Origin of the sequence: Streptomyces sp. NPDC006335 (assembly GCF_040612795.1) — a bacterium.
GTDB lineage: Bacteria > Actinomycetota > Actinomycetes > Streptomycetales > Streptomycetaceae > Streptomyces.
Genome location: NZ_JBEXQX010000001.1, coordinates 782,925 through 799,192 on the forward strand (window position 1 = coordinate 782,925; position 16,268 = coordinate 799,192).

The following is a 16,268-nucleotide window of genomic DNA, read 5'->3' on the forward strand; positions in this document are numbered from 1 at the left end:
CTGCCGTGGTCCGGCACCACTCGCGCCCCACAGCGACGGAAGGACCTGAACTCCCTTGACCTCCCTACGTGTTCGGATCGGCATCCTCGGACTGGCCCTGCTGGCGGGGCCCACGGTCTCCACGAGCCCGGCGGCGGCCACGGCCGCACCCTCGCCCACGGTGGAGGAACGGCGGCTCGACCAGGCCGTGCCGCGGGAGATCCTCGAACGGTCCGGTTTCGACGCCGTGCCGCCGCGTTTCACGCGGGCGCTCGGGTCGGCGCGCTCCTACACGGAGGCCCGCAGGGTCGTCGCACGGCAGGGGGCGACGCTGTGGAAGCGGGCCGTCGACCGGGCGCAGGGGCGGGGGCCGGCCGGTGGGGACCTGAGCCGGGACGACGACCGGCCCCTGTACTGGGCGCGGTTGGGGATGACGCGCGCGGTGCGGACCTGGGAGCCGCGGTTCGGGCTGTCCGAGACGCAACGGGCGGCCCTGCTGGACGAGTTGGAGCGGACCTCGCGGGGGCAGACGGCCGTGCGGTACCCGGCGGGCGGGCGGCTGAAGCGGGTGCTCGTGACCGGGTTCGACCCGTTCACGCTGGACCGGGACATACGGATCTCGAATCCGTCCGGGGCCAGTGCGCTGGCGCTCGACGGGACGGTGATCGAGACCGCTGACGGGCCGGCCCGGGTGGAGACCGTGGTGTTCCCGGTGCGGTGGCAGGACTTCACGGACGGGACGGTGGAGCGGGCGCTGCGGCCGTATCTGAAGCGGGTGGACCTCTTCACCACCGTGAGCCAGGGGCGGGTGGGCCGGTTCGACGTCGAGCGGACCAACGGGGCCTGGCGGGGCGGGTTCGCGGACAACGACAACGTCGGGGTGACGGGGACGGTCCCGGTGTCCGAGCCGGCCTCGCAGCCGCAGTGGACGACCACGACGCTGCCGTACAAGGCCATCGTGGACGCGGACACCGGGCGCTTTCCCGTCTACGACAACACGAGCGTGACCGAGATCCCGGCGGGCGGGACGCAGCCGGTCGTGCGTCCGGACGGGCCGACCCTGGGGTCCACGGCGAGGGCGGGCGGCGGCGGGGACTACCTGTCCAACGAGATCGCGTACCGGGCCACGCTGCTGCGGGACCGACTGGGGCTGCACGATGTGCTGCCGGGCGGTCATGTGCACACGCCGGTGCTGCAGTTCGGGACGGGGAACACGGATCCGGCGACGGGGACGGTGACCGATCCGGAGTTCGTGCGCAACCGGCTCGACATCATCGCGCAGGTGCGGGCGATCGTCTCGGTGGCGGTGGGGGCGTAGGGGGTCCGAGGGGCCCGGCTACATACCGGCGCCCGGAACAGGCCACTTCAGGAAGGTCGCTGTCTCGGTGAAGTCCAGCCGGCGGTAGAAGTCGACGGCTCTGCGCGTCGGCACGGTGACCTCCGTGTCGCCCGCCCGCCGTGCACGGTCCTGCACCTCGCGGACGAGCCGGGAGCCTGTGCCGTGGCCGCGCAGGGGTGCGTCCACGGCGAGTTCCAGGAGTTCGAGGACGGTGCCGCCGGCGAACAGGGTCGGCATCCGGGCCGCGTAGGCGTAGCCGACCACTTGTGTCCCCCGCTCGGCGACCAGGAATTCGGCCCGGTGCTCGGCGGCGGCCCGAAGGACCTCGGGGAAGGTGACGGCCTCGTAGCGGGCTCGGTCGGGGCGGTAGGTGGTCGCGAAGTCACGCAGGAGCCGGAACACGGCGTTCGCGTCCGTGCGTGTCGCAGGGCGGACCGTCGGCTCAGCTGCCGAGCTCACCGGGGACCGTCCGCTCGTCGGACTCCTCGTCCCGGTCGCCGTCCCGCGTCTCCTCCCCCAGCAGTTCCCGTGCCATCAGCGTGGCTCCCGCCACCGCCCCCGGCATCAGGAACACCGCGACGAAGGGGACCAGGAAGGACAGGCCGAGGGGGGTGCCGAAGCCCCAGACGAGGGTCTTGCGGGAGCGCAGGAGGGCCAGGCGGGCGCGGAGGTCCACACCCCGCCGCTGGAGGGCCACCGCGGTGAGTTCCTCGGTGAGGAAGAAGCCGGTCACGAAGAAGCCGATCACCGGGACCACGGTCTGACCGACGACGGGGACGAAGCCCAGGGCGAAGAGCAGGACCGCCCACAGCAGGGCCCGGACCACGATGCGCAGGCTGTCCCTCGCCGAGATCCACAGTTCGCGCCAGAGCGGCAGACCGGACTCGGGGGCCGTGCCGTCCGGGGAGACGTCCCGGTCGACCTTCTCGGAGAGGTTCTCGTAGAACGGCTGGCCGATGAGGAGGGTGACCGCCGTGAAGGTGAGCACCGCGAGGAGGAGGGCCAGCGCGAACAGGACGGCGGTGAGGAACCCGCGGAACAGGCCCTGCCAGGGGCTGGACCAGTCGTCGGCGAAGGGAGTCGCCCAGGACACCGCGTCCTCGCCCCAGTTCGCCAGGGCCACCAGCGCCGCCACGTACAGCACCAGGGTGATCAGGCCCGGGATCAGCCCGAAGCCGTACTGCTTGCCGTGCCGGGCCACCCACCGCTGGCCCTTCAGGAGATAGTGGAAACCCGCCCCGAGATCACGCATGTCCCGCAGCCTATCGGGTGCCCCACGAGCCGCTGATACGGCCGCATGCCCGGTCCGGGCACCCGAGTTGCGCCATCCGGGGCATCCGCGCCACGAACTCCCTCTTGTTGAGGTTGAGTCGAACAGGTACATCTCGCCGTACCGATCTCAGGAAGCCCCGGAGGAGGTACGCGTGCACACCACGAGAACCGTTCCTGCGAGACCCGTCCTGCTCATCGCCCTCACCGGCTCGCTGCTGCTCACCCCGACCGGCGCGAGCGCGGACCCCGAGCCCCCCACCCGCGAGCGCGCCCACGACCAGGGCCTGGCCCGGGCCCCGGAGAGCGCCGCCCGGCGCTCGCTCACCGCCCCCGTCACCGGCTTCACCGACACGAGCCGCGGCTATCCCCGCCGGCAGGTCCTCACGCCCGACCCCGAGAACCCCTCCGACCGGTCCGTCAAGCTCGGCCTCACGCCGTACCACGCGATCGCGCCAAGGCTCAACGCCCTGCAACGGCTGGGCGACCGGGTGAGCGTGGAGGTCGCCGGGCGTTCGGCGGGCGGGCACCGGCTCTACCTCGTCACCGTGACCGCGCCGGAGACCACCGCCGAGACCCGTGCCCAGGAGCGGATGCGCGAGCTCATCGAGAACGCGCCCGCCACCGCCGCCAAGTCCCGTGAGATCAAGGCGCGTTACAAGGCGCCGGTGTTCTTCAACAACAACATCCACGGCAACGAGTGGGAGGGCACGGACGCCTCCCTGAGGATCGTCGAGCGACTCGCGACGGCCGGGGACAAGCGCACGAAGGACCTGCTCGCCCACTCCCGGCTGTACTTCAACATCACCGCCAACCCCGACGGCCGTATCGCCGGCACCCGGGCCAACGCCAACGGCTTCGATCTGAACCGGGACTTCGTGACCGCCTCGCAGCCCGAGACGCGGGCGATGCGGCAGATCGAGATCGACAAGCAGCCGGCCGTCATGCTCGACCTGCACGGCTACGTCAACGGCACGCTGATCGAGCCCACCACTCCCCCGCACGGCGAGAACTACGAGTACGACCTCTTTCTGAAGAACACCTACGCCAACGCGCTCGGCATGGAGTCCGCGGTCAACGGCCTCGGTTACACGCCCGCGAAGGACGGTGTCGAGCCGGCGCAGATCCCCTTCCGGGACCAGGAGGAGGGCTGGGACGACTGGCCGCCGATCTTCACCCCGCAGTACGCGGCCTTCCACGGCACGGTCGCCGCGCACACCGTGGAGATCCCGCTGGCCGTCAACAACTCCCTGTACGACAGCCTGCCCGTGGCGGAACTGCGGCGGCGGTCCGCGATCAACACGGCGGTGGCCGGGGCGGCCATCACGGCGACGCTCGACTTCGTGCGGGAGCGGCGGACCTCGCTGATCGACGACCAGATCGAGGTGTTCCGGCGCGGGACGGCGGGGGCCGCCCAGGTGCCGGTGTCCGAGGAGACGGTCCCCGGGGTGCCGGGCATCGGGCCCGAGGACGTGTACACCACCAGGTTCCCGCGCGCCTACGTGATCCCGTCGGGCTCGACGGCGGCCGCCCGTCTCGTCGACCACCTGCTCGCCAACGACGTCCGCGTCGACCGCGCCGGCCGTGAGCTGCGGCTCGGCGGACGTACGTACCCGAAGGGCACGTACGTGGTCGACATGCGCCAGCCGAAGCGGGGCTTGGCGAACGCGCTGCTCGCGGACGGCCGGGACATCAGCGACAAGGTCTCGGTGATGTACGACATCTCGGGCTGGAGCCTGGGCCGGCTGTGGGGCGCGACGGTCACCCCGGTGCCGTCCGGGAGCCTGGCCGGTGCGCCGCTGAGGCCCGTCCGGGCCGCCGCGCGGGTCGGTTCCGTCGCCCCGCGCGGCGACCTGCGGCTGCGGCTGACCGACCCGCGGGAGATCGCGGCGCTCAACTCGCTGCTCCGGCAGGGTGTTTCGGTACGGCGGGCCGCCGACGGCAGTGCGATCGTGCCCGCGTCGGCGCGTGCCCTCGCCGTCGAGGCCGCTCGCACCTTCGACGTGGTCTTCGACGCGACGAGGCAGAAGGGCACGGCCGGACTGCGCCGCACCCGCGTGGCCGCCGCCGTGACCCCCGGCGAGCTGTTCGCGCTGCGGGAGATGAACTTCGAGGTCACCCCGGTCTCGACGGCCGTCCTGAACGCCGGTTTCGACTGGTCGTCGGTGGACGTGCTGTTCGTGTCGGCGGGGCTGGACCGTGACGCCCTCACCAGTCGTGCCCGTACGGCCCTGGACGCCTTCCTGGGCGCCGGGCACGGACTCGTGGGACGCGGGGTCGTCGGGGCCGGGCTGAGCGCTGACACGGGGCTGCTGGCCGCTAAGGCGGTGGAGGGCAACGGGGACGCCAACGGCGTGGTGCGCGTGGTGAATGCGGGACCGGTGACGGCCGGGGCCCCGGGCTCCCCCGACCACGGGTTCGTCTACGCGCCGGTCTGGTTCACCGACCTCGGGCCGGGGGTGCGCGTCGAGCAGGCGTACGCCGCCGGGAACCCGCTGGTCTCCGGGCACTGGCGGCCCCTGCCGGACGGTTCCGGCGGTCCCGCCGCCGCGGCCGGGCAGGCCTCGGTCGTCAGCGGCCCGCAAGCCGTCCTGTTCGGCACCGAGCCACTCTTCCGGGATCATCCCAAGGGGGAGTTCGCCCAGGTCGGACGGGCGTTGTTCACCATGGCACGCGCGAGCAGCGGCTGAAGTTGAGGAGAGCGGATGACGCAGGAGATCCACGGCACCGTCGCGAACGGCTTCGAGGCGGTGCGCGAGGAGTTCGCCGCCTTCGTGGCGGGCGAACGGCCCGACTACGAGGGGCAGTTGAGCGCGTATGTGCACGGCAGGCAGGTCGTCGACCTGTGGGCCGGCGAGGGTGCCGGACCGGACTGCCTGTACGGCGTGTTCTCGTCGACCAAGGGTGCCGCCCATCTGGTGGTCGCACTCCTCGTCCAGGAGGGCACGCTGGAGCTGGACCGCAAAGTGACCTACTACTGGCCGGAGTTCGCCGCCGAGGGCAAGGGCCAGCTGACCCTGCGGGAACTGCTGGCGCACCGGGCCGGGGTGGTGGGACTGGACTCCGGGTTCACCGCGCAGGAGCTGGCGGACGACCGGGCGGTGGCGGAACGCCTCGCGGACCAGAAGCCGTTCTGGCGTCCCGGCACGGCCTTCGGCTACCACGCGCTCGTGATCGGCGCCCTCACCGGCGAGATCGTCCGGCGGGCCACCGGACGGACGCTCCAGGAGGTCTACGAGGAGCGGATACGGGCGCCGTACGGGCTGGACTTCCACCTGGGGCTGCCCGAGGCCCTGGAGCCCCGTTACCGCTCCGTGCAGCCGATGGCCCCGACGGCCACGCAGCAGGCCCAGCTGGACGCGACGCATACCGGTCCGCACACCCTGGCCGCGATCGCGTTCAACCAGCAGGTGCCGGACCCGGGCGACCTGGTGGGCTACGCCAACTCCCGTGCCGTACGGGCGAAGGGCCCGGCGTCGGCGGGCGGGGTGGCCGCCGCGCGCGGGCTGGCCGGGATGTACGCGGCGGCGATCAGCGAAGTCGCCGACCGGCCGCCCCTGTTGAAGCCGGACACCATCGCGGAGGTGGGCCAGATCCACTCCGTGGGCTACGACCTGGTGGCCCGCGCCCACAAGTCCTACGGCCTGGGCTTCCAGGCCACGGCCGACATGTGGCACCCGTTCCTCGGAGCCGGTTCCTTCGGCCACAGCGGCGCGGGCGGCTCGCAGGCCTTCGCCGACCCGCGCAGCGGACTGGCCTACGGCTACACCCGGCGCCGGATGGCGTTCCCGGGCGGGGCGGCGCCGGAGAACGAGCGGTTCGTGCGGGCCGTGCATCAAGCCGCCTTGACGGCATGACGGAACGGAGGCGGCACCCCACGTCCAGGGGTGCCGCCTCCGCCCGTACGACCGACGGACTCCGTCAGACGAGCGTCACGGAGATGTTCCCGTGGGTCGCCTTCGAGTACGGGCAGACCTGGTGGGCCTTCTCGAGGAGGGCCTTCGCGGTCTGCGTGTCGACGTTCGGGATGGTCGCCGAGATCTCGACGATCAGTCCGAAACCGTCGGTGTTCTTGCCGATGCCGACCTTCGCGGTGACCGTCGAGCCGGAGATGTCGGCCTTCTCCTGGCGGGCGACGACGCCGAGGGCGCCCTGGAAGCAGGCGCTGTACCCGGCGGCGAAGAGCTGCTCCGGGTTGGTGCCCCTGCCGCTGCCGCCCATCTGCTCGGGCGGGTTGACGACCACGTCGAGCCTGCCGTCGTCGGTGGCGACACGGCCGTCGCGACCGTTCTCGGCGGTGGCGACGGCCGTGTAGAGGACATCGGTCTGCTGGATGGACATGCGGTTGTCTTCCTCTCGGTCCACCGCGACTCGCGCCCACGATCGCGGCGGAATTCGGAAAGAAGTTACCGCATGCCGGAAATCCAGGACAGGGTCAGAGCTTGACGATCATCTTTCCGGTGTTGTCGCCGCGCAGGACCCCGAGGAACGCCTCCAGGTTGTTCTCGATGCCCTCGACGACCGTCTCGCGGTACTTGAGCTGCCCGGACGCCACCCACGGGCCGACCTCGGAGACGAACTCCGGCTGGAGGTCGTAGTGGTCGCCCACGAGGAAGCCCTCGATGCGGCCGCGGGTCTGGATCAGACGGGCGAGGTTGCGCGGGCCGGGGGCGGCCTCGGTGTTGTTGTAGACGGAGATCATGCCGCAGACCGCGATCCGTCCGCCCTGGTTGAGCGAGCCGATGGCGGCCTCCAGGTGGTCACCGCCGACGTTGTCGAAGTAGACGTCGACACCGTCCGGGGCAGCCTCCCGCAGCTGGTCGCTGACCTTGCCGTTCTTGTAGTTGAAGGCCGCGTCGAAGCCGTACTCCTCGACGAGCAGCTTGACCTTGTCGTCCGAGCCCGCCGAGCCGATGACCCGGGAGGCGCCCTTGAGCTTGGCGATCTGGCCGACCTGGCTGCCGACGGCACCCGCGGCGCCGGAGACGAAGACCGAGTCGCCCTCCTTGAAGGAGGCGACACGCAGGAGGCCGGCGTAGGCGGTGAGGCCGGTCATGCCGAGGACACCGAGGTACGTCGACAGGGGGGCGGCGTCCGCGTCGACCTTGACGGCGTGCTTCACGTCCATGGCCGCGTACTCGCGCCAGCCGAAGAAGTGCAGGACGTGGTCGCCCACGGCGATGCCCTCGGCGTTGGACTCCACGACCTCGCCGACCGCGCCGCCCTGCATGACCTTGCCGAGCTCGAAGGGCGCGGTGTACGACTTCGCGGCGCTCATGCGGCCGCGCATGTACGGGTCGACGGAGAGGTACTTGTTGCGGACCAGCACCTGGCCCGCACCGGGGGTCGGGACCTCGGCTTCGACCAGGGCGAAGTCCTCGGGCTTCGGCCAGCCGACCGGGCGGGAGACGAGGTGCCATTCGCGGTTGATCATGATGCCTTCGACCTTTCCATTTACTTCAGTACCTGAAACAACCATGCCTCTGAATATTTCAGGTTGTCAAGTAAAGGGGTACCCTGGAGCCCATGCCCACTCCTCACAAGACCCGGCCCGACGCGCTCACCATGGAAGTGGTGGAGCTCATCGGGGACGTGGTGGCCCGCTTCCACTCGGACTACGAGGACGCGGCCGCGGAGCACGCCCTCACCGGGGCGCAGGCGCGGCTGCTGAGTCTGCTGTCCCTGGAGCCGCTGCCCATGCGCAAACTGGCCCAGAAACTGAAGTGCGAGCCGTCGAACGTCACCGGGATAGTGGACCGGTTGGAGACCCGCGGGCTGGTGGAACGGCGCCCCGACCCGGCGGACCGGCGGGTCAAGGTGGCGGTGGCCACGGAGGCGGGCCTTCACGTGGCCCGGGACCTGCGCGAGGGGTTGCGGTTCGCCCGGGAGCCGCTGGCGGGGCTGTCCCACGACGAGCGGGAGTCACTGCGGGATCTGTTGCGACGGATGCGGGACGCGTAGGGGCCGTGGAGCAGTCACGCCCGTCCGGCTGCCGCGCCTTCGCCTCGCATGAGCGGAGGCGTCACGTGCACCACCACAGGAAGCGGTCGCACTCCGACGGGGACGGGTCCGGGCTCGGGGCCGCGGTGGTGGGGGTGGCCGTGGGGGCCGAGCCGCCGCTCGTGGACGTGGGCGTGGCGGTGGGGGTCGGCGCGCCGGGGGGCCCGGTGGTCGCCGACTGGGTGTCGGGGCTTCTGCTCGCGTCGGCGTCCTCGCTCTTGGACGCGGAGGGCGACGGGGACGCGGAGGTCGACGGGGAAGGCGAGTCCGAGGGAGCGCCTCCCGCGGTGCCGGCGTCCTTCGACGCCGACTCGCTCGCCTTCGGGGAGGTGTCGTCCTCGGCCGAATCCCCGTCCGCGGCGGCCGGCTTGGGGGAGGATCCCGGGGCGTCCATGCCCAGCTCCGCGAGGCTCAGACCGCCGGCCGCGAGCACGAAGCCGGCGGCGATCAGCAGGGTCCTGCGGCGACGTCGACGGTGGGCCGCCGCTTTTCGATCACGACGACTGGCTCCGCCGGCGGTGGGGTCGTCGGGGTCCTCCTCGTCGTACTCGCCGTACTCGTCGGCGTGGGTGTTCCCGGGTTGCGCGGAGGGAGCGGGGCCCTCGGCACTCTCCGCACTCCGGCCACGCGCGCGCCGCCGCGAGGCCCGGCCACCGGTCGGCTCCGCCGCGCCCTCGGCCACGCCGTCACTCACGGCGGCCCCGACGTCGGCATCCGAGCCGGTGTCGGTCCCGGTCGAGCCGTAGCCCGCCCCGGCCTCCGCCGACCGGCCGCCTGCGGGATCGCCCGCGGGGGAGGCGGCACCACGACCGTCCCCGCCGTACAGGGTGGGGCCGCGCCCGTCTCCGTCGTACGACGTGACCTCGTCGCCACCCCCGCCGTACTGAGAAGTGGTCCCCGTGACATACGCCCCGGCCATCCCCTGACCGCCGTACACAGCCGTCCCGCCCGCGTACGCGTCCCCCGCGAGGGAAGGGCCGCCGTACTGCTCCTCGGCTCCGTACGCCGCGTACACCGGGGTCGTTGAAGGCTCCTGCGGCTGAGCCTGGGCCGGTACGCGGGGGGCGTACGCGCGTAGCTCTTCGATCGACGTGCCGCAGCCCGGGCAGGCGAGGGCGCCGTTGAGGTGCCGTCGGCACGGGAGGCAGAAGTCCATGACGCGGGAAGATTAAGTTCCCAAGCGGCAGCGTTCCTAGAGACAGCTGTGAAGGTTGTGTGGGGAACCGGCCGTTCCGGTGCGGTGGTCGAGGATGTTCCACTCCCATCGCATCGAAACCGACATCGCCGGTTCCCCGTCGGCTCAGGTTTTCTTACGGGCCGTCATCACACGCTGGATCAGGATGAACGCGCAGAGCAGCACCCCGGTGGCGATCTTCGTCCACCAGGAGCTGAGCGTGCCCTCGAACTGGATGATGCTCTTGATCAGGCCGAGGACGAGGACGCCGAAGAGGGTGCCCAGGACGTAGCCGGAGCCGCCCGTCAGCAGGGTGCCGCCGATGACCACCGCGGCGATCGCGTCGAGTTCCATGCCCACGGCGTGCAGCGGGTCACCGGACTGGATGTAGAGCATGAAGAGCAGGCCGGCCAGCGCCGAGCAGAAGCCGCTCATCGTGTAGACCGCGATCTTCGTGCCGCCCAGCGGGAGGCCCATCAGCAGGGCCGACTGCTCGTTGCCGCCGATGGCGTAGACCCGGCGTCCGAAGCGGGTGTAGTGCAGGACGTAGAAGGCCGCGGCCAGGACGACCAGGGCCACGACGGCGCCGATCGACAACTCCCCCACGCCCAGCGGCACTCGCGTCTGGGCGAGGCTGCTCACGTCGGAGTCGTCGATGGCGATCGACTCCTTGCTGATGACCAGACACAGGCCCCGGAAGAGGAAGAGACCGGCGAGCGTCACGATGAACGGCTGGATCTCGAAGTTGTGGATCACATAGCCCATGAGGAAGCCGCCGAACGCTCCCACGGCCAGGGATATCGGGATCACCAGGAGCAGCGGCAGGCCCACGTCCTGCACCAGCCACGCCGTGAGCATCGTCGTGAAGCCGATCACCGAGCCCACCGACAGGTCGATGCCGCCGGACATGATGACGAAGGTGGCCCCGACGGCGGCGACCAGCAGATAGCCGTTGTCGATGAACAGGTTGAGGAACACCTGCGAGTCGCCGAAGCCGTAGTTCTGGTAGCGGCTCAGGCCCGCGATGTACATCACGAGGAACAGCGCGGCCGTGACCAGGACGGGCAGCCGTCGGTCGCCGAGCAGACGGGCGGACCTGGACGTCGTACGACGCTCCGGCGCGCCCGGTGTCGCGGGAGTCCTGGTGGTCGTACTCATCACGACACCTCCATCTTGGGAGCGGGGCCGGCGGGCTCGGCGACCGCGGCGGGCGCTGCCGGGCCCGCCGCCTTCGCGCGGGCGCCGAAGACCTTGGCGCGGAACTTCGGGGACTGGAGCAGGCACACGACGATGACGACGGCTGCCTTGAAGACCAGGTTGGTCTGGGTGGGAACGCCGATGGTGTAGATCGTCGTCGTGAGGGTCTGGATGACCAGGGCGCCGATGACCGTGCCGCCGATGGAGAAGCGTCCGCCGAGCAGCGAGGTGCCGCCGATGACGACGGCGAGGATCGCGTCGAGCTCGATCCACAGGCCGGCGTTGTTGCCGTCCGCCGCCGAGGTGTTGGAGCTGATCATCAGGCCCGCGATGCCCGCGCACACCGCGCAGAACACGTACACCATGATCTTGATGCGCATCGACCGGATGCCCACCAGGCGGCTGGCCTCGGCGTTGCCGCCCACCGACTCGACGAGCAGACCGAGGGCCGTGCGGCGGGTCAGCAGGACGGTGACGGCCACGACCGCGGCCACCACGAAGATGGAGAAGGGCAGCGTCAGCCAGTAGCCGCCACCGATGAGCTTGTAGGGCTCGCTGTTGATGGTGATGATCTGGCCGTCGGTGATCAGCTGGGCGACACCGCGCCCTGCGACCATGATGATGAGGGTCGCGATGATGGGCTGGATGCCCATCCTGGCGACGAGGAAGCCGTTCCACAGACCGCAGACCACCGCCGCGATCAGGCCGAGGCCCATCGCGAGCAGCACCGCGGACAGGGCGCCCTGGTCGGCCTGGTCGCTGATGTACGAACAGGTCAGGGCCCCGGTGATGGCGACCACGGCGCCGACCGAGAGGTCGATGCCGCCGGTGGCGATGACCAGGGTCATGCCGACCGCCACCAGGATCAGGGGCGAGCCGAACAGCACGATCGAGACGAGGCTGCCGTAGAGGTGGCCGTTCGTCATGTGGATCGCGAAGAAGTCGGGCGTGAAGGGGACGTTGACGAGCAGCAGGGCCACCAGGACCGCGACCGGCCAGAACAGGTGATGACGCGTCAGCGCTCGCCAGCGGGAGGTGGTGGTCACTGGTGTTCTCCGCTCGCGATGGTCTCGAGGATCTTGCTGGGGGTGATCTCGGGCCCGTTGGTGAGCTGTGCCACCAGCTTGCGGTCGCGCAGCACCCCGATGGTGTGGCTGAGGCGGAGGACCTCCTCCAGCTCGGCCGCGATGTAGAGCACGGACATGCCGTCCTCGGAGAGGGAGACCACCAGCTTCTGGATCTCCGTCTTGGCACCGATGTCGATGCCGCGCGTCGGCTCGTCCAGGATCAGCAGCTTGGGCTGGGTGATCAGCCAGCGGGCGAGAAGCACCTTCTGCTGGTTTCCGCCGCTCAACTGGCCGACCCTGGCCTCCGGGTTGGCGGGGCGGATGTCCAGCGCCTTGATGTACTTGGCGACGAGTTCGTCGCGCTGTGCGGTGGGGATGGGCCGGGTCCAGCCGCGGGCCGCCTGGAGGGCGAGGATGATGTTCTCACGGACCGTCAGATCCGGGACCAGGCCCTCGGTCTTGCGGTTCTCCGAGCAGAACGCGACCCCGGCGCCGATGGCGTCGTTCGGGGCGTTCATGGAGACCTGTTTGCCGCCGATGGTCATCGTGCCGCTGTCCGGCTGGTCGGCGCCGAAGAGCAGCCGGGCCAGTTCGGTGCGGCCGGAGCCGAGCAGGCCCGCCAGGCCGACGACCTCGCCCTTCTTGATGTCCAGGTCGAAGGGGGCGATGCCACCGGTCCGGCCGAGCCCCTCCGCCTTCATCAGCGACTCGCCCACGTCCGCGCGGAGCTGGTGGTCGTGGAGCTCCTCCAGCTGGTCCAGGGCCTTGCCGATCATCAGCTCGATCAGCCCGACCTGGTCGAGGTCGCGGACCATGTGCTCGCCCACCAGGGTGCCGTTGCGCAGCACGGTCATGCGGTCGCAGATCTCGTAGATCTGGTCGAGGAAGTGGGAGACGAAGAGGATCGCCACGCCCTCGTCCCTCAACTGCCGCATCAGGCGGAACAGTTCGAGGACCTCGTCGCGGTCGAGGCTGGAGGTCGGCTCGTCCAGGACCAGGACCTTGGTGCCGGAGCCCTCGCCGTCGCTGTCACCGGTGCCCACCGACCGTACGATCGCGACCAGTTGCTGCACCGCGAGGGGGTACGAGGACAGCGGCGCGGTGACGTCGATGTCGAGGCCGAGGCGGTCGACGAGCTCCGCCGCCTCCTTGCGCATGCGCTTCCACTGGATGCGGCCCGCGCGGGTGGGCTCACGTCCGATGAAGATGTTCTCCGCCACCGACAGGTTGGGGCAGAGGTTGACCTCCTGGTAGACCGTGCTGATGCCGGCCTGCTGCGCCTGCAGCGGGCTGCCGATGTGCACGGCCTCGCCGTCGAGGGTGATGGTGCCGCCGTCCAGGGTGTAGACCCCGGTCAGCACCTTGATCAGAGTGGACTTCCCTGCCCCGTTCTCGCCCATCAGGGCGTGGATCTCGCCGGGGAAGAGCCGGAAGTCGACGCCCGACAGAGCCCTTACCCCCGGAAACTCCTTGACTATGCCCGTCATCTCCAGGACGGGCTGCGGCTCTGCCATGGCAGCGCTCCTCATGGACTCGTCGAATCTCGTTCACGGCCCGCGGGGAGCCTCCTTGAGCCGAGGTGTGCTCGGCCTGCCGGAGGCTCCCTGCCGGTGAGTGCGGTCGGTCGGTACCGCGGTGCCGCGGTGGGTCGGTACGCGCGGTAACTCAGTGCGCGCGGTGGCTAACTACGCGAGGTGGCTCAGTACTTGCGGCTGGGGAGCGCGGCCTTGGCCTGGTCCTGCATGAAGTCGCCCTCCTTGGTCTTGATCCAGCGCTCGACCGACTCGCCGTTCTTGACCTTCTTCACGACGTCCATCAGCTGGGGGCCGAGCAGCGGGTTGCACTCGACGATGGCGTTGATCTTGCCCTCGGACATGGCCACGAAGCCGTCCTTCACGCCGTCGATCGAGACGATCAGGATGTCCTTGCCGGGCTTCTTGCCCGCCGCCTCGATGGACTGGATGGCGCCGATGGCCATGTCGTCGTTGTGCGCGAAGAGCACGTTGACGTCCGGGTTGGACTGGAGGAAGGCGGCCATGACCTGCTTGCCGCCGGCGCGGGTGAAGTCACCGGTCTGGCTGACGACGATCTTCCAGTCGTCCGCGTGGTCCGCGTCCATGACCTCCTTGAAGCCCTTGGCGCGCTCGATGGCGGGGGCGGCACCGGTGGTGCCCTCCAGCTGGGCGATCTTCACGGGGCCCTTGTGACCGGCCTTCGTCAGGACCTTCTCCAGGATCTTGGCGGCGCGGCGGCCCTCGTCGGTGAAGTCGGAGCCGACCAGGGTGACGTACAGGGACTCGTCGGAGGTCTCGACGGAGCGGTCAGTGAGGACCACCGGGATCTTCGCGGCCTTGGCCTCCTTGAGCACCGCGTCCCAGCCGGTGACGACGACCGGGGAGAAGGCGATGACGTCCACCTTCTGCGCGATGTAGCTGCGGATGGCGGAGATCTGGTTCTCCTGCTTCTGCTGGGCGTCGGAGAACTTCAGGTTGTAACCCGCCTCCTTGGCCGCGGACTTCACCGAGTCGGTGTTGGCGCTGCGCCAGCCGCTCTCGGAGCCGACCTGGGAGAAGCCCAGGGTGATCGTCTTGCTGCCGCCGGAGGAGGTGCTGGAGCCCCCGTCCTCCTTGGCACAGGCCGCCAGGGTGCCCGCCGCCGCCACGCCGATCGCCGCAGTGAGGAAGTTCCTTCTGTTGAGCATGTTTCTTCTCCTTTGAAGAGCCAGGATCGATCGCACGGCGTCCAGCCTGTCGATCATTATTCGAAATATCGGTCACACTGGTGTGCGAATGTTGCTGATTGGCGCCGATGTGTGCCGCTCGGTGCCTCGTCAGTCGGGTGCGGTGCTGGCCCGGACGACGAGGTGGGGTTCGATGGCCACTCCGGGCGGTCCGGAGGGCTCCCGACCCTCGATGAGATCCAGCAGCAGGTCGATGCTCCGCTTGCCCACCGTCGCGAAGTCCTGCCGGACGGTGGTGAGCGGTGGAGCGAAGAACTCCGATTCCGGGATGTCGTCGAAGCCCACCACCGCGACGTCCTGAGGAGTGCGTACGCCCGCCTCACGCAGCGCCCGCAACACCCCCAGTGCCATCTGGTCGTTGGCGACGAAGACGGCGGTCAGTCCACGGCCCACCCAGCCGGCCAGTTCCTGGCCCGCACGATAGCCCGACAGCGGACTCCAGTCCCCCCGCAGCGGCATCGGCGGCTCGACGCCCGCCGCTTCGAGGGTCGCTCGCCAGCCGGCGGCCCGGTCGGCCGCCTCCTGCCAGTCCTCGGGCCCGGCGAGATGCCAGACCGTGCGGTGGCCGGCGGCCAGCAGATGACGAGTGGCCAGCCGCCCGCCCAGCCACTGGTCCACGTTGACGCTGGGGATCTCCGCGCCGGACCCGGTCCCCACGGCCACCACCGGGAAGGGACGACGGAGTTCGGCGAGGGCCTCGACCGCCGACCGCTGCGGAGCGAGGGCGATCACCCCTTCCACCCCGCCCTCGCTGAGGTGGTCCAGGGCCTCGGAGAGGGTCTCCACGGCGAGCCTGCGCAGACTGACCGTCGAGACGGTGTACCCCTTGGCGCGCGCCGCCTCCTCGAGCGCGAACAGCGTGCTGGCCGGTCCATAGAGGGTGGTGTTGGAGGCGACCACACCCAGGGTCCGGGTGCGCCGGGTCGCCAGGGCCCGCGCCGAGGAGTTGCGGCGATAGCCCATCTCCTCGATCGCACGCAGCACCTTGGCACGTGTCTCGTCCCGCACATTGGGGTGATCCCCCAGTACGCGGGAGACGGTCTGGTGGGACACCCCGGCCAGGCGTGCCACGTCGGCCATGGTGGGCGGCCGAAGCTGTACGTGGTCCACGGTCGCACCTCCTTGGCGATCGCTTGCCGACAAGTCCTGTGGGGTGGGCGGACGATACCGCGCCGTCCGGGTCACGCGGGGGTTCCGGACAGCCCCGTGAGGTCGACCGGTAAGGCGGCTGGGGGCGGTTCCGACACGACGCTCGTACCTCCCTGGATGCCGGTGGGCATCGATCGATGAATGCGGACGTCATTGTGAGCGCTAACAATTCGCGGCGGTCAAGAGGGCTGCAACGGGAAGTGTCGTTACGGTTGAGTAACGCGACTAGCTGCGGGTGTTCGGCAAGGGGGCGGTTTCGCACGGCTGCGCACCGCCGATGTGCGGCCATGTGGGCGCCCCATGGAAACCGTTACTCGTTCGACCACCCGACCCATTGACACCCCGACCGCCTCG

Annotated in this window: 14 protein-coding genes; 4 read left to right on the top strand and 10 right to left on the bottom strand. The window is 70.4% G+C overall.

Features of this window, described 5'->3' with window-relative positions; genetic code table 11:
• Window positions 1-55: 55 nt before the first annotated feature.
• Window positions 56-1,297 carry a pyroglutamyl peptidase gene (locus ABZ098_RS03580; RefSeq protein WP_356586786.1) on the top strand — a complete coding sequence of 414 codons (1,242 nt, stop codon included), beginning with the start codon at window positions 56-58 and terminating at the stop codon, window positions 1,295-1,297.
• Window positions 1,298-1,315: 18 nt separating this feature from the next.
• Here the strand turns inward: ABZ098_RS03580 and ABZ098_RS03585 are convergent, their stop codons facing one another.
• Together ABZ098_RS03585 and ABZ098_RS03590 are read right to left on the bottom strand one after the other, a co-directional pair.
• Window positions 1,316-1,777 carry a GNAT family N-acetyltransferase gene (locus ABZ098_RS03585; RefSeq protein WP_356586788.1) on the bottom strand — a complete coding sequence of 154 codons (462 nt, stop codon included), beginning with the start codon at window positions 1,775-1,777 and terminating at the stop codon, window positions 1,316-1,318.
• The gene (locus ABZ098_RS03590) at window positions 1,761-2,570 is read right to left on the bottom strand and encodes an EI24 domain-containing protein (RefSeq protein WP_356586790.1); all 810 of its coding nucleotides are present in this window, start codon (window positions 2,568-2,570) and stop codon (window positions 1,761-1,763) included. The genes ABZ098_RS03585 and ABZ098_RS03590 overlap by 17 nt, the downstream gene beginning before the upstream one ends.
• A gap of 172 nt (window positions 2,571-2,742) precedes the next feature.
• On the opposite strand from ABZ098_RS03590, the gene ABZ098_RS03595 reads away from it, so the two are divergent.
• Window positions 2,743-5,277 (top strand): M14 family zinc carboxypeptidase, encoded by a 2,535-nt coding sequence (locus tag ABZ098_RS03595; protein ID WP_356586791.1) that lies wholly within the window; start codon window positions 2,743-2,745, stop codon window positions 5,275-5,277.
• Window positions 5,278-5,292: 15 nt separating this feature from the next.
• The gene (locus ABZ098_RS03600) at window positions 5,293-6,444 is read left to right on the top strand and encodes a serine hydrolase domain-containing protein (protein ID WP_356586793.1); all 1,152 of its coding nucleotides are present in this window, start codon (window positions 5,293-5,295) and stop codon (window positions 6,442-6,444) included.
• Window positions 6,445-6,508: 64 nt separating this feature from the next.
• On the opposite strand, the gene ABZ098_RS03605 is transcribed toward ABZ098_RS03600, so the two are convergent.
• Both ABZ098_RS03605 and ABZ098_RS03610 read right to left on the bottom strand, forming a co-directional pair.
• Window positions 6,509-6,928, bottom strand: coding sequence for an organic hydroperoxide resistance protein (locus ABZ098_RS03605; RefSeq protein WP_356586795.1), 420 nt, complete (start codon window positions 6,926-6,928; stop codon window positions 6,509-6,511).
• Between the two features lie 94 nt (window positions 6,929-7,022).
• The gene (locus ABZ098_RS03610) at window positions 7,023-8,021 is read right to left on the bottom strand and encodes an NADP-dependent oxidoreductase (protein ID WP_356586797.1); all 999 of its coding nucleotides are present in this window, start codon (window positions 8,019-8,021) and stop codon (window positions 7,023-7,025) included.
• 92 nt (window positions 8,022-8,113) lie between these two features.
• Here ABZ098_RS03610 and ABZ098_RS03615 point away from each other — a divergent pair, with 92 nt between their 5' ends.
• On the top strand, window positions 8,114-8,548 hold the full coding sequence (locus ABZ098_RS03615; protein WP_356586799.1) for a MarR family transcriptional regulator: 435 nt from the start codon (window positions 8,114-8,116) through the stop codon (window positions 8,546-8,548).
• A 61-nt stretch (window positions 8,549-8,609) separates the two neighbouring features.
• Here ABZ098_RS03615 and ABZ098_RS03620 read toward each other — a convergent pair whose 3' ends face one another.
• From ABZ098_RS03620 to ABZ098_RS03645, 6 genes are all read right to left on the bottom strand, one after another.
• Complete coding sequence (locus ABZ098_RS03620; protein WP_356586801.1) at window positions 8,610-9,743, bottom strand: hypothetical protein; 1,134 nt, start codon at window positions 9,741-9,743, stop codon at window positions 8,610-8,612.
• Between the two features lie 144 nt (window positions 9,744-9,887).
• Window positions 9,888-10,919 carry a galactofuranose ABC transporter, permease protein YjfF gene (gene yjfF / locus ABZ098_RS03625; RefSeq protein WP_356586803.1) on the bottom strand — a complete coding sequence of 344 codons (1,032 nt, stop codon included), beginning with the start codon at window positions 10,917-10,919 and terminating at the stop codon, window positions 9,888-9,890.
• Window positions 10,919-12,004: an ABC transporter permease gene (locus ABZ098_RS03630; protein WP_356586805.1), complete on the bottom strand. Its 1,086-nt coding sequence runs from the start codon at window positions 12,002-12,004 to the stop codon at window positions 10,919-10,921. The genes yjfF and ABZ098_RS03630 overlap by 1 nt, the downstream gene beginning before the upstream one ends.
• On the bottom strand, window positions 12,001-13,539 hold the full coding sequence (locus ABZ098_RS03635) for a sugar ABC transporter ATP-binding protein (protein WP_356586807.1): 1,539 nt from the start codon (window positions 13,537-13,539) through the stop codon (window positions 12,001-12,003). Before ABZ098_RS03635 ends, ABZ098_RS03630 begins: the two co-directional genes overlap by 4 nt.
• A 185-nt stretch (window positions 13,540-13,724) precedes the next feature.
• Complete coding sequence (locus ABZ098_RS03640) at window positions 13,725-14,726, bottom strand: ABC transporter substrate-binding protein (RefSeq protein WP_356586809.1); 1,002 nt, start codon at window positions 14,724-14,726, stop codon at window positions 13,725-13,727.
• 129 nt (window positions 14,727-14,855) lie between these two features.
• Entirely contained in the window at window positions 14,856-15,875 is a 1,020-nt protein-coding gene (locus tag ABZ098_RS03645; protein WP_356586811.1) for a LacI family DNA-binding transcriptional regulator, read from the bottom strand.
• Window positions 15,876-16,268: the final 393 nt, after the last annotated feature.